This is a genomic window from Oceanobacillus sp. Castelsardo, from assembly GCF_001659985.1.
Lineage (GTDB): Bacteria > Bacillota > Bacilli > Bacillales > Amphibacillaceae > Oceanobacillus.
In genome coordinates, this window is sequence record NZ_LYCS01000008.1 from 70507 (window position 1) to 84656 (window position 14150).

At 35.0% G+C, this 14150-nt stretch carries 15 protein-coding genes; 6 read left to right on the plus strand and 9 right to left on the minus strand.

Annotated features, from left to right (window positions below; all coding sequences use genetic code 11):
• Positions 1-18: 18 nt before the first annotated feature.
• The 4 genes from hisH to hisIE are packed head-to-tail and all read left to right on the plus strand — an operon-like array spanning position 19 to position 2749.
• Complete coding sequence (hisH, locus tag A9178_RS13735; protein WP_068676233.1) at positions 19-627, plus strand: imidazole glycerol phosphate synthase subunit HisH; 609 nt, start codon at positions 19-21, stop codon at positions 625-627.
• Positions 624-1346, plus strand: a complete 723-nt coding sequence (gene hisA / locus A9178_RS13740) for a 1-(5-phosphoribosyl)-5-[(5-phosphoribosylamino)methylideneamino]imidazole-4-carboxamide isomerase (RefSeq protein WP_068676235.1) — start codon at positions 624-626, stop codon at positions 1344-1346. The genes hisH and hisA overlap by 4 nt, the downstream gene beginning before the upstream one ends.
• Positions 1336-2094, plus strand: a complete 759-nt coding sequence (gene hisF, locus A9178_RS13745) for an imidazole glycerol phosphate synthase subunit HisF (protein ID WP_068676237.1) — start codon at positions 1336-1338, stop codon at positions 2092-2094. Before hisA ends, hisF begins: the two co-directional genes overlap by 11 nt.
• Before the next feature lie 4 nt (positions 2095-2098).
• Positions 2099-2749 (plus strand): bifunctional phosphoribosyl-AMP cyclohydrolase/phosphoribosyl-ATP diphosphatase HisIE, encoded by a 651-nt coding sequence (hisIE, locus tag A9178_RS13750; protein WP_197482200.1) that lies wholly within the window; start codon positions 2099-2101, stop codon positions 2747-2749.
• Between the two features lie 158 nt (positions 2750-2907).
• Here hisIE and A9178_RS13755 read toward each other — a convergent pair whose 3' ends face one another.
• The 7 genes from A9178_RS13755 to fni form a co-directional block, all read right to left on the minus strand.
• On the minus strand, positions 2908-3582 hold the full coding sequence (locus tag A9178_RS13755) for a SurA N-terminal domain-containing protein (protein WP_068676239.1): 675 nt from the start codon (positions 3580-3582) through the stop codon (positions 2908-2910).
• Between the two features lie 141 nt (positions 3583-3723).
• The gene (locus A9178_RS13760) at positions 3724-4770 is read right to left on the minus strand and encodes a siderophore ABC transporter substrate-binding protein (RefSeq protein WP_068676241.1); all 1047 of its coding nucleotides are present in this window, start codon (positions 4768-4770) and stop codon (positions 3724-3726) included.
• A gap of 216 nt (positions 4771-4986) precedes the next feature.
• Positions 4987-5754, minus strand: coding sequence for an iron ABC transporter ATP-binding protein (locus A9178_RS13765; RefSeq protein ID WP_068676243.1), 768 nt, complete (start codon positions 5752-5754; stop codon positions 4987-4989).
• Entirely contained in the window at positions 5751-6707 is a 957-nt protein-coding gene (locus A9178_RS13770) for an iron chelate uptake ABC transporter family permease subunit (RefSeq protein ID WP_068676245.1), read from the minus strand. Before A9178_RS13770 ends, A9178_RS13765 begins: the two co-directional genes overlap by 4 nt.
• Positions 6694-7650 (minus strand): ABC transporter permease, encoded by a 957-nt coding sequence (locus tag A9178_RS13775; RefSeq protein ID WP_068676246.1) that lies wholly within the window; start codon positions 7648-7650, stop codon positions 6694-6696. Before A9178_RS13775 ends, A9178_RS13770 begins: the two co-directional genes overlap by 14 nt.
• A gap of 598 nt (positions 7651-8248) precedes the next feature.
• A complete protein-coding gene (locus tag A9178_RS13780) occupies positions 8249-8968 on the minus strand; it encodes a DsbA family oxidoreductase (RefSeq protein WP_068676249.1) in 720 nt (239 codons plus the stop codon).
• 77 nt (positions 8969-9045) lie between these two features.
• Entirely contained in the window at positions 9046-10095 is a 1050-nt protein-coding gene (gene fni / locus A9178_RS13785) for a type 2 isopentenyl-diphosphate Delta-isomerase (protein ID WP_068676251.1), read from the minus strand.
• A gap of 162 nt (positions 10096-10257) precedes the next feature.
• Here fni and A9178_RS13790 point away from each other — a divergent pair, with 162 nt between their 5' ends.
• Positions 10258-10797 carry an HD domain-containing protein gene (locus A9178_RS13790; RefSeq protein WP_068676253.1) on the plus strand — a complete coding sequence of 180 codons (540 nt, stop codon included), beginning with the start codon at positions 10258-10260 and terminating at the stop codon, positions 10795-10797.
• Between the two features lie 60 nt (positions 10798-10857).
• Here A9178_RS13790 and A9178_RS13795 read toward each other — a convergent pair whose 3' ends face one another.
• A complete protein-coding gene (locus A9178_RS13795) occupies positions 10858-11682 on the minus strand; it encodes an aldo/keto reductase (protein ID WP_068676255.1) in 825 nt (274 codons plus the stop codon).
• 173 nt (positions 11683-11855) lie between these two features.
• On the minus strand, positions 11856-12758 hold the full coding sequence (locus tag A9178_RS13800; RefSeq protein ID WP_231889854.1) for a sulfurtransferase: 903 nt from the start codon (positions 12756-12758) through the stop codon (positions 11856-11858).
• A 93-nt stretch (positions 12759-12851) separates the two neighbouring features.
• On the opposite strand from A9178_RS13800, the gene pepT reads away from it, so the two are divergent.
• The gene (gene pepT, locus A9178_RS13805; protein WP_068676257.1) at positions 12852-14084 is read left to right on the plus strand and encodes a peptidase T; all 1233 of its coding nucleotides are present in this window, start codon (positions 12852-12854) and stop codon (positions 14082-14084) included.
• Positions 14085-14150: the final 66 nt, after the last annotated feature.

The following is a 14150-nucleotide window of genomic DNA, read 5'->3' on the forward strand; positions in this document are numbered from 1 at the left end:
TAGAAAGGGGAAACCATAATGATCGCAATCATTGATTATGATGCTGGTAACATTAAAAGTTTACAATTTGCATTAGATAAATTGAAAGTTGAATCTGTATTAACAAAAGATCCTGCAACAATTAAAAATGCTAGCTCTATTATCCTTCCCGGTGTTGGTGCATTTAAAGATGCTATCACCTCTTTAAATAAATTAGGAATGACAGAGATTATTCGCGAAGAAGTGGCTAACGGAAAGCCTATTTTAGGTATATGCCTTGGTATGCAATTATTTTATGAAACTAGTTATGAAGATGGAGAATGGAAAGGAATTGGTTTACTAAAAGGGAGTGTCAATCGAATTCCTGATATCGTTAAAGTTCCACATATGGGTTGGAATACATTACAAAGACATCAAGAAAGTCCTTTATTCCAAAATATTTCTGATGATCCTTTTGTATACTTCGTTCATTCTTATGCAATCGGTGGCCCATATGAAAAGGAAACACTTGTCTCCAGTTCTGAATATGGAATGACAGTCCCAGCGATAGTACAAAAGGGAAATGTGACTGGTATGCAATTTCACCCAGAGAAAAGTGGAGATGTCGGGCTGCAATTACTAAAAAATTACCGGGAGATGATTTCATGATTCTTTTTCCAGCTATTGATATTCGTGGTGGAAAATGTGTCCGCCTAATACAAGGTGATTATAATCAAGAGAAAGTTTACAGTGATGCTCCAGCAGATATGGCAATCGAATGGCAAAGTAAAGGAGCAGATTTCTTACATGTGGTTGACTTAGATGGGGCAAAGACCGGAGATTCAATCAATCAATCTGTCATTAAATCGATTGCGGAACAAGCAAATATTCCTGTTCAAGTAGGTGGAGGAATTCGCTCCATTGATGTAATTGAAAAATACATATCTGCTGGAGTAAACCGTGTTATTATCGGTACAGCGGCAATTAAAAACAAGGATTTTTTAAATGAAGCTGTATCAACTTACGGTGATAAAATTGCGGTTTCTATTGATGCCAGAAATGGTTTTGTAGCAACTGATGGTTGGACAAAAGAAAGCAATATTAAAGCAACAGACTTAGTTAAAGAATTGGAAGCAATCGGTGTGAAGACGATCGTTTATACAGATATTCTAAAAGATGGAATGTTAAAAGGCCCGAATTTCGAGGAGCTTCAAATTATAAATCAAGCTACTACAATGGATGTAATCGCCTCTGGTGGGGTGTCAACGAAAGAAGACATTCAAAAATTAAGCGAACTTAATATGTACGGCGCTATTATCGGTAAAGCGTTATACGATGGTACATTGAAATTTGAAGAAGCATTGGAGGCGGAAAGTAGTGTTAGCTAAACGTATCATCCCATGTTTAGATGTGGATAAAGGTCGTGTTGTAAAAGGGAAAAAATTCAAAGACATTCAAGATGTTGCAGATCCAGTTGAACTAGCCAAACGCTACAATGATGCCGGTGCTGATGAATTAGTATTCTATGATATTACCGCCTCCAACGAAGAAAGGAATATTTTTCTCGATGTTGTCGAAAAAGTTGCTCGCGAGATATCTATCCCTTTTGCCGTTGGCGGAGGTATTCGTTCCATTGATGATATCAATAGCGTCTTACGCTCAGGTGCAGAGAAGGTTTCTATCAACAGCGCAGCCATTAGCAACCCTGAATTAATCAGTGAAGCTGCAACTAAATTCGGTAGCCAATGTATTGTACTCTCTATTGATGCCAAAGAAACGGATTCTGGAAAATGGGAAGTAGTCATTAATGGTGGACGTAAATATACAGGTATCGATGCAATAGAATGGGCGAAAAAAGGTGAAAAGCTTGGAGCTGGAGAAATCGTTATTAATGCGATTGATACGGATGGAGAGAAAAGCGGTTATCATTTAGAATTAACTAAAGCTATTGCCGATGCTGTGAATATTCCAATTGTTGCAAGTGGTGGAGCTGGTACGCTTGAACACTTTTCGACCGTACTAAAGGAAGCCAATGCTGATGCAGCTTTAGCCGCGTCTGTATTCCACTATGGGGAAATCCCTATACCTGAATTAAAGGCCTATTTAGAAAAAGAAAACATTATTGTTAGGAGGTAATCTAGTGGAAATAAACATTAAGAATCTATCCTTTGATCAAAATGGACTTATTCCAGCAGTCGTTCAGGATGCCGGAACCGGAAAAGTATTAACATTAGCATATATGAATAAAGAATCCTTACAGAAGACAGTAGAAACTAATGAAACATGGTTTTTTTCACGTAGTAGACAAGAGCTTTGGAATAAAGGGGAAACTTCAGGAAATAAACAAAAAATCAATAAGATAAGTTATGATTGTGATGCAGACGCCCTTCTAATACAAGTTACACCACTTGGCCCTGCTTGTCACAAAGGGGAAGAATCTTGCTTTCACAATGATTTATACGTAAATCAAGCTCCTTCACAGGAAATCATTCCTCAAGTTATTGCGAAAATAAAAGAACGCCGTGAAAATCCTGTGGAAGGCTCTTATACCAATTATTTGTTCAACGAAGGATTAGATAAGATTCTAAAGAAAATTGGCGAGGAATCGACCGAAGTAATCATCGGCGCAAAGAATAATGATAAACAAGAAATAACAAATGAAATTGCAGATTTAACTTACCATACACTTGTCTTAATGGAGTTACTTAATGTATCTGTTGAAGATATTAGAAACGAATTAAACAATAGACACGTAGAAACAGACAAAAAAAATAAAGAAGACTTGGTTTAGTGGAGTTTTAACTTTACCTAAAACTTAGTCGCCCTTATATCGAAGCTTGGCAGCACTTATCTCCCGCCTGTAGAGGTGGGAGTTTTAGTAACGCCGCGTAGATAAATCATAGAAAAAACATCTCCGTTGCGAGATGTTTTTCTATGAAAATACCTGAATTATATAAGCTGCTCTATTTCCGCTTTTTCTTTTAGTTCCGCTAATCGAGATTTAAGTTGATTTTTTAGCAAGAATAATTTAATATTTTCCTTCATTTCTTCTAACTCAGGGATTTCTTTATTTTCCTCTTTTAATTGATTATAATATTCCTCTACTTCTTTATCCGTAACTGCAAATTCATGTTCCATATATTTCTCTGTTGTTAAATCTTCTAAAAGTTGTTTTTCAAAGTCTTCTTCATTCATATTAAGTTGTTCTAAAATAGCAGAAAACTGATCTCCCGTTTCTTCTTTGATTGTTTCTAATTCTTTGCTTGCATCTTCTTCTTTGACTTTGATACCTTTATTCAATACTTCTTGATTAATTAATTCTTGTTCGATAAGGGCCGTTAACGTCCGTTCTTTTATTACATCTGGATTACTAACATCTTGACCACTTTGGTACATGATAGTTTTGATTTGTTTATATACTTGATTGTATTTCTTACCATCTAATTCTTGTCCATTTACATTCACAACTAAAGTTTCTGCATCAACTATTTCTTCATCCAAAATTTCCAATGATTCTTGGGTCGTTCCTTGATTTTCCTTTTCATTCGCTTTATCATCATCCCCACAAGCGGTTAAGAATAACAATAAACAAGATAAACATAATATGATACCCTTTTTGACCATGACATTCCCTCACTTATTTCATTGTCTTTCTTCATTCAAACATAAATAACAATGTTTTATCAACTATTACAATAATAAAAAAAGATGGAGATTAATATGTTATCTCCATCTTTTTTATTATTTTATTTTTTTTACCCTAAACTACTTTAGTTCATTTAAAATTTCTTCAACTTTTGCAAGTTCAGATTCCAAACCGCCACCACTTAAGTACCATAATGCACCATCCAAATAGATAATACGGTTATTTTTATTAGCAGTAGTTTTTTTAATAATATCATTTTCCATATCAGCTTTAATATTTGAATCTCCACCAACAGCAGCCGTACGGTCAATTACAAATAATACTTCTGGATCAAACTCTAAAATTGCCTCAAATCCAAAGTTTGAACCATGAGAGGAAGACTCAATATCTTCAGTCACTGGTTTGAAACCATAAATATCATAAATGTAACCAAAACGAGAGTTTGTTGAAAAACCAGATAGCTTACCTTCATTGTACATAGTAACTAGACTAGTTTCATAATCTCCAGCTAAAGCATTGACTTCTTCAATAGCTGAGTCAATTTTAGCAAGGTGTTCTTCAGCTTCAGCTTCTTTACCGAACATTTTAGCTGCAATATCTACAGAAGCTAAGAATGTATTCCAATAGTCATCTTGTTGTGTGCCTACAAATACAACATTTGGAGTAATCTCTTTCAACTGGTCATAAAATGTTGCTTGACGACCAGAAATAAAGATTACGTCGGGTTCTAGAGCTGCGATATCTTCAAGTAATGGTTCTTTTAATGTTCCGATATTTGTATACTCATCAGCTGAGTAATCTTCTAGGTGAGACGGTAAAGTAGAATCTTTAGCAACCCCTACAACCCCTTCGACACCAAGTGCATCTAGCGTATCTAAGAAACCATAATCAAATACGACAATTCTTTCAGGCATTGATTCAAAAGTTACATCCTCATAAGTATATGTTGCCTCCCCATCTCTGCTTTCACTTGAAGCAACTGTAGGTGAGACTGTCATTGGATATGTCGAATCAGCTTCATTATTCTCATTTCCAGCCTCTTCTGTATTTTGATCTTCATTAGCAGCATTATTACCCTCATCGGTAGATTCATCCGATCCACCACATGCTGCAAGAACAAAGATTAACATTGCAAAAATTAAACTAAGAAATTTCCAATTCTTCATTATGTATACTCTCTCCTTTTATTGTTAATTAATAATGATAATCATTATCATTTGTAACTATTTTCATTATAAACAGCTAATTGTCTTTCGTCAATACTGAAATGATAAGTTTTGCAAAACTTCTATCTATTTTATTAAATAAATAAACGCCTTAAACAAAAAGCCAATTAATATAACTCCTTGATTAAGACGTTTACATTTTATTCTATATTAATATTACGCATGGGAATTAAAATATACACAAATGCGACATCCATTTTGTTCTTGAACCGGAATATGCATATCATATATTTCACGGAGTGAAGCAGAATTAATAATTTCTTCTGTAGGACCATTTTTCAATAATTTTCCGTCTTTCAAAGCAACGATACGGTCAGAATAAACAGATGCAAAGTTAATATCATGTAAAACAATAATCACTGTTTTTCCAAGCTCATCTACGAGCTTACGCAAAATTTTCATAATTTGAACAGAGTGCTTCATATCCAAGTTGTTTAATGGCTCATCCAGTAATACATAATCGGTATCTTGTGCGATAACCATCGCAATAAACGCACGTTGTCTTTGCCCGCCTGATAGCTCATCGATAAACTGATCCTGCATATCATGTAGGTTCATATAATCAATGGCTTGATCCACATGTTTTTCATCGAGATCTGTTAGGTGACCTTTGGAATACGGATAACGACCAAATGAGATCAGTTCTCGAACAGTTAAACGTACATTCGTAAAGTTTGATTGTTTTAAAATCGATACACGTTTTGCAAACTCATTGGATTTCCACTTTTTCACGTCATTTTGATCAAGCAATACTTCACCTGTATCTGCTTCTAATAATCGACTCACCATTGACAGTAATGTTGATTTACCAGCACCGTTCGGACCAATAAATGATGTAATCGTTCCAGGTTCAATTGTCAATGAAACCTTTTCCACAACATTTTTTTTACCAAATCGCTTCGTCAATTTTTTAATTTCAATCATCCTGCAGACCTACTTTCTTTTAGTAATAAATAAATGAAGTAAATGCCCCCGATAAAGTTGATAATAACACTTAACGTCGTACGTAATTCAAAAACATGTTCTACAAGAAACTGTCCCCCCACCAAAGCAATAATACTAATTAAACTTGCACCTAAAATTAAAATAGAATGCTTGTATGTTACTAGAAACTGATAAGATAAATTTGCTACAATCAATCCTAAAAATGTTATAGGACCAACCAATGCTGTCGATGTGGCAATCAGTACTGATGATAAAATTAAAATATTCATTACCATGCGGTCATAGTTAATACCAAGATTGATCGCATTATCACGACCAAGTGACATAACATCTAGCTTACCCATAATGCGATAGCCATAAATAAACGCCATGACTAATATCACAATAGCAATATATAACAGCTCTACCTTAACCTTCGTAAAACTTGCAAATAGCATCGTTTGTAGGCTTAAATATTCTACAGGGTCAATTAATACTTGTAGGAATGTTACTAAACTACCTAAAAGCGTCCCAATTATCATACCAATTAATAGTAGTAGATAAATAGGATGCTTCTCGGAACGGAATAGAAAACGATATAAAACAAGTGCAAATAAAACCATTGCAATAATTGCCACACCAAAATTTAAATATCTATTTACAACCCAAATTGACATCGAACCCGCAAAGAAGTAAATCAAGGTTTGTACTACTTCATACATGGAATCCATTCCCATTATGGAAGGCGTCAATATACGGTTTTGGGTTATGGTATGGAACACGACTGTAGAATATGAAATAGCAATTCCCGTCACGACCATAGCTGCAATTTTTACGACACGTCTAGGAAACGCATAATCAAAGCCGCCTTTAATATCATAAAATCCGTAAAGTAGTACACAAATAACAGCTAATACAAACAAAAAGATCAATTTTGTACTATTTTTGCGCATATGCTCTCCCCCTAAATAACATAATTAGGAAGATCGCACTTCCGATTACGGCCACTGTTACGTTTACTGGTATTTCATACGGATGGATGATGATACGGCCGATTATGTCACATATTAATAGGAATACAACTCCAAGTACCATTGTATGGGGAATTGTTTTCCGTAAATTATCACCCATATAAAGAGAGACAATATTCGGTACAATAAGACCTAAAAACGGTATAACACCGACAGTCAGTACGACTGATGTTGAAATGATTGCGACAAGTACAAGCCCGATATTAAGTACAAACTTATAACTTAATCCTAAGTTTTTAGCAAAATCCTCACCCATACCAGCAACCGTAAACTTGTTCGCATAAAGGTAAGCTAATATAACAGCCGGAATACTTATATATAACAGTTCATAACGACCGGCAATAATGAGTGTAAAACTCCCCATTAACCAAGATGAAATGTTTTGGAGAATGTCTGCTTCGTACCCAAAAAAGGTAGTGATCGCTGACAAAATGTTCCCATACATAATTCCTATTAATGGAACGAAGATGGCGTCTTTAAATTTAATACGATCTAGAATTTGCATGAAAATTAATGTTCCAACTAAAGCAAATGCAAAGCTAAAAATAACTTGCTGTGTATACGTTACATTCGTAAAGAACATCATTGAAATTAAAATCCCTAGTTTTGCAGCGTCTAATGTACCAGCAGTCGTTGGCGATACAAATTTATTTCGACTTAAAGACTGCATAATTAAACCAGCAATACTCATTCCTGCTCCCGCCAATATAATCGCCATTAAACGTGGCACTCGACTGATTAAAAAAAGTTGAGTCTCATCCGAATCCAAATTGAGTAAGTCACTAACCTTGATATCAATCGCACCTATAAAGAGCGATACACACGACAGGACTATAGCTACAATTATTAACATCCATAGTCTCATTTGTAATCCTCATAATGTGTTATTCTCAGCATGAACATTGAAAGTGCTGTCATCCTGAGTACTAATTTGATCAGAAAAACAAAAAACTGATTAGAAAACTTGGCATTCACCAAACCTTTAGATGATTACCTTAGTTTCACTTATGCAAGAAGAAAGTTATATACAATCCAACCTTCTAAGTAATCTAAAAGGTAGATATTTTACCGATGACATATGTATCATTTTGAAAAATGGATGAAGCAAGTCTTGGAGATATTTTCCTCTTTTCCTACTATCCATCACATTCCTAGATACTATAACACTTACATAGGGTTTATAAGGGGAAGATAATAACACCATTAAATATTATCTGAAACAAATCTTGCTCCTAAAGTGAAACTTATTTTCCCAAAGAATTTTCTTTTATATTCATAGTGCAAATAAGAATAATTATTACCTTTTATACATTCTAATTAAGAATGAGATTCATTATCAATTAGCTTCTCAATTACAAGTATAACAGATTTGTAGGTGCAGTCAATAACAACTAGCCCAAAAAGTAAAATAAAAAACATGCTACCAACTTTCGTGTAGGTAGCATGCTTTTTAGGTCTAATAATTATTTTTCAATATTACACCCTTCATCCGTGCAATACGATGTTTCCGATTTATTAGGATTTAAAGATTGCAAGATTGGTTTTTTACTTTCTTCTTCCCATACTTTACTTAAAACTTGTGTAAATACTTCCTCTGGTTGTGCACCGGAAACTGCGTATTTTTCATTAAATACAAAAAACGGCACACCTTGTACACCTATTTGCCGAGCCACATTTATATCTTCACGGACTGCTTTCGCATAACGGTTAGATTCTAATATATCTCTTACTTCATCTTTGTCTAATTCAACTTCTTCGGCAAGAGAAATAAGTATTTCAAAATCACTCATTAATTTAGATTCAGTAAAATAAGCATGGAGGAAACGTTCCGTAACTTCCTTTCCCTTTCCTTTTTCTTCCGCATATTTGGCAACACGATGTGCATCAAAAGTGTTCGCATATTTCATCGTATCGAAGTTATAAGTTAACCCTTCAGTTTTTGCTTGTTCACCAATTTGTTGGTTCATCGCCTTCACTTGTTCCAACGGCATACCTTTTAATTCCGAAAATGTTTCATAAAAGTCTTTACCTGGAATGTGCTTTGCATTTGGATCTAATTGATAACTCTTATATTCTACAACAACTTTTTCTTTGTTTTCAAAGTTATCCAGTGCATGTTCAAGTCTTCTTTTACCAATGTAGCAAAATGGACAAACAAAATCAGACCACACTTCAATTTTCATACTATCCACCGCCTTTTTTCAAATATTGTAGCATAGCTTAATCTTGATTAAAAAATGATGTGCTTAACACTTGACACTTAATCTTCTAATAAAGACTTACCCATGACTCGAACACGCTTCGTATTTTTTAAATCATCTAAGTTTTTTGCACCAATTCCGAACATCGTCATTTTTAATTCGAATTCAACTTGCTCCATCGTTTCCATTACTTTTTCCGTTGACTCGGTGGCAGATTTCAATAAATGACGGGCAAAGCCAATAATATCCGCTCCTAAAGTAATAGCCTTTGCAGCATCCACACCCGTTTTCATTCCTCCACTCGAGACTAGTGGGATATTTGGCAACTTGTTTCGAACGGAAACGATACAATCCTTCGTTGGAATTCCCCAATTATTAAATGCCTCTGCAGCCGCTCTTCTTAATGGATCTTTAGAACGCAATTTTTCAACCTGACTCCAAGATGTTCCACCAGCTCCTGCAACATCAATATAGGATACACCCGCATTATAAAGTTTTTCCGCAACCGTTCCATCAATACCAAAACCAACTTCTTTTGCTCCAACCGGGACATTTACTACTTTGCAAAGTTCCTCAATTTTAGGAAGTAAATTATCAAAGTTAAGGTCTCCCCCATCTTGCACAACTTCCTGTAAACTATTTAAATGAAGGACGATGGAATCGGCATTCGTTAAATCCACAATTCGTTGTGCTTCCTCCGCACCATATCCATAATTTAGTTGAACTGCACCAAGATTAACGATAAGCGGGACATTTGGTGCATAATCTTTTATTAGAAAGGATTCTTTATGTGCATCACTTTCAAGCATTGCGCGGGTCGATCCTAATGCCATAACCCAACCTTTTTTTTCAGCTGCACGTGCAAGATTCTGATTGATAGTCGTTGCTAATTCCGAACCGCCTGTCATGGAACTAACCAAAAATGGCGTTTTTAAATCTTTTCCTAAAAAGCTCGTATTTATTTCTATATCATGAAAGTTAACTTCTGGTAATGCATTATGTATAAAGTCAATTCCCTCAAGACCTGTAGACTTATTAACTCCTTCTACATCCCCAGTCATACATAGGCGAATATGTTCAGTTTTCCTTTGGTTAATGCCTTTTTCCATTCGAATAGGTACCTCCAGATTATGTGATTAATTTTGTGTGTACAACCTTTAATAGTAATTGTTAATAGTTTACCCATTAACAAATAAAATTGAAAGCAAATAGGATTTTTGATTATATTTTTTATATACTAAAGGTAAAACATTTTACAAGGACGTGTTCATTTGATTGAAAAGGCAAGAGCATTTGCTACAAAGGCACATAAAGGTCAAACACGCAAAAATTCTAATAGCCCGTATGTTACTCATCCGATAAGAGTAGCTAAAAGATTACAGGATGCAGGCTTTAATGATGAACTAATATGTGCCGGCTTCCTCCATGATGTGGTGGAGGACACTTCCTATACTATAAACGATATCGAAGAAACATTTGGCCCAGTCGTTACAGAGCTAGTTGCAGCTCACACAGAAGATAAAACGAAATCTTGGCAAGAACGGAAGCAACATACGATTGATACCGTTAAAATTGCTCGTAAAGAAGTTAAGTATCTTATTGTAGCGGATAAATTAGATAATTTACTAGGTCTTGAAAAAGATTTACAAGAACAAGGGAAAAGAATTTGGAAAAACTTTAATGCTGGGTATGAAAAACAAAAATGGTACAACGACGCGATTGTTAAGAATATGTATGTTGGATTAGATATAGAGGATATTCCTGATTACTTTTTTGAATACGAAGAAGCAGTGAAAAGGTTTTTTCATTAATTAGATTTGTAGGGATTTAAAAAATACCAGATGAAACTTTATGTTCATCCGGTATTTTTCTTATTTATTATGAAATTCACTTGGTTTATTATTAATTCTAAGATTCTTATCTAATTCCGCAATTTTACCCATATCGGATTCATTCAGTTCAAAGTCAAACACATTTATATTCTCTTCAATCCGTGAAGGTGTAACAGATTTTGGTATGACAATAACTCCTGATTGTAAGTGCCAACGTAAGATAATTTGTGCAGGTGTCTTTCCATATTGTTCCGCGAGCTCTTTAATTAGTTCATCATGTAAAATGTCTCTTCCATTCATAAGTGGACTATACGCTTCTAACTTAATCTGATGTTGGTCACAGAATTCCTTCAATTCTTTTTGCTGTAAGTATGGATGGTATTCTACTTGATTGATAACTGGAACCACATCACACTCTTTTAAAATACGCTCTAAATGTTCGATATCAAAGTTACATACACCAATCGCTTTTACCCGTCCATCCGCATACAGCTTTTCAAGTGCTCTATACGTCTCAACATATTGATCAAACTTTGGCATTGGCCAATGAATGAGATACAAATCCACGTAATCAAGACCTAATCTTTCAAGACTTGCATCAAATGCCTTTAATGTATTTTCATAACCATGATCAGCATTCCATACCTTCGTTGTGATAAACAACTCTTCTCTAGGAATGTTTCTCTTAGCAATCGCTTTACCAACGCCCACTTCATTCCCATAAACTTTAGCGGTATCAATGGAACGGTATCCCGTTTCCAGAGCCTTTTCCACGGCAGGGGTCGCTTCTTCATCCGGTACTTTCCAAACCCCAAATCCTAATTGCGGCATAGTAAGTCCATTGTTTAATGTAATATGAATCATAATTTCACTCCTTTTAGAAGATGTTTAAAAAGTCCGGTAAAAATGACACTTCGAATTTCTTCGTTGGCTTGCTTTTCGGATACTCACGTATTTAGTGCATACGTTCCGTTCCTCAAAGCTTCGCCGCCTCGAACTTCTCGGTCCTTTTTATCCTCCTTTTTAAACACGCACTTTTAATAAATTTCTTCCTCATCTAATTCTATATCATTTTCATCGTAAGAAATCCAATCACTAAAACTACCCGGATATAGTTTGATATTTTTATATCCTAATGATTTTAGTGCTACAATATTTGGACAGGCTGAAACACCCGAACCACAAGAAACAATAATCTCCTTATCTTTTGGTAAAGAAGAAAAATGGTTAGATAACTGTTCTTTGTTCTTCCAGGAACCATCGGCGTTGAAAATATCTTTCCAAAAATAATTAACGGCGCCAGGAATATGACCAGCTTTGCTATAAAGTGGTTCCCATATACCTAAATACCTATCCTTATCTCGTGAGTCAATTAAAATCGCCTTTTTATTTTCAACTTTTTCTTTTACTTCCTTCATCGAAACCGTTTCATTCCCACGAATTTTCGCAACGAATTGTTTCTTTTTTAATGAAGGTGGTTCAGCTGTCACCTGATTTCCTTCTTCCATCCACTTTTTATAACCACCTTCTAAAATATAAACCTTTTCATGCCCTAAATAGTGTAACAACCACCACATTCTTGCTGCAAACATGTCGTTTTCCTCATCATAAATGACAACTGTTGTTTCATCATCAATACCAATATTCCCCATTTTAGCTGCAAATAACTTCATGTCTGGCAATGGATGTGCACCGCCATGCTTTGCTGCTTTGCTAGCTAGATCATGATTCAAGTCCAAATAAACTGCACCAGGAATATGCTCATTTAAATACAACTTTCTTCCAGCATCCGGTTCTGTTAATACGAAACGTACATCCACAATTACAGTACTATCCGTTTTATTGACCATTCTTTCTTTTAGCTCATCTATCCCCATTAAGAATGACATAGTAATCCCTCCAATTGTATCCCTTTCAAAATTATATACGACAAATGACATGTATATCCTCCATTATTTCAAAATCAAATCTATTTTGATAAGATATTAATAAGTTCAATTCGGTTTAAACTAAAACGTAAAGGAGCTAAGAAAATGAAAAATGAATTAATCAAGCGGTTTACATCCTATGTAAAAGTGGATACCCAATCAGAAGAGAATTCAAACACCACTCCTTCCACACCTGGCCAATTAAAACTTGCTGAAATACTGTCTAAGGAATTAAAGAATATCGGAATGACGGATGTTGAAATAGATGAAAATGGTTATTTAATGGCAACTCTCCCTTCCAATATGGATAAGGATATTCCAACAATCGGATTTTTAGCACATGTTGATACAGCTACAGATTTTACAGGCAAAGATGTGAAACCCCGGGTCATCGAAAATTTTGACGGTGAGGACATCGTATTAAATAAAGAAAGAAACGTTGTATTATCTGCTAAGGAATTCCCAGAATTACCTAGTTATAAAGGGCATACTATAATTACTACGGACGGCACAACTCTTTTAGGAGCAGATAATAAAGCAGGAATAGCTGAGATTATGACTGCGATGGATTATTTAATCCAACATCCAGAAATAAAACATGGAAGAATTCGTATCGCTTTTACTCCGGATGAAGAAATTGGTCGAGGTCCTCATAAATTTGATGTTCCAAGATTTGATGCTGCTTTTGCATACACCATCGATGGAGGCCCATTAGGGGAATTACAATATGAAAGTTTTAACGCTGCAAGTGCGAAAGTAACTTTTAAAGGAAATAATGTCCATCCCGGAACAGCAAAGAATAAAATGATAAATTCAGGTAAGATTGCTACCGAGTTTATTAATAAATTTCCGGAAAAAGAAGCTCCTGAATATACAGAAGGCTACGAAGGTTTTTACCACCTTATATCCGTCAATGGCGATGTAGAGCAAACAGAAGTTTACTATATCATCCGCGATCATGACCGAAATAAATTTGAAGAGCGTAAAAAGACAGTTGAATCCTATGTTCAAGAAATAAAAGAAAAATACGGCAAGGCTAACGTTTCATTAGAATTAAAGGACCAATACTATAACATGCGTGACAAAATCGAACCCGTGAAGGAAATTGTTGACCTTGCGGAAGATGCCATGAATAATTTAGATATCAAACCGATTATCGAACCTATTCGTGGCGGTACAGATGGTTCTCAACTTTCCTACATGGGACTCCCAACCCCTAATATCTTTACCGGTGGAGAAAATTTCCACGGAAAATACGAATATATTTCTGTTGATAATATGGAAAAGGCTACAAAAGTTATCATTGAAATTTGTAGATTATTTGAGGAAAGAAATTAATTTATCTATTGTCCTGGTTATTTGAACCTAACTATTTTTATTAAGGGAAAGCTTGGCATTCACAAT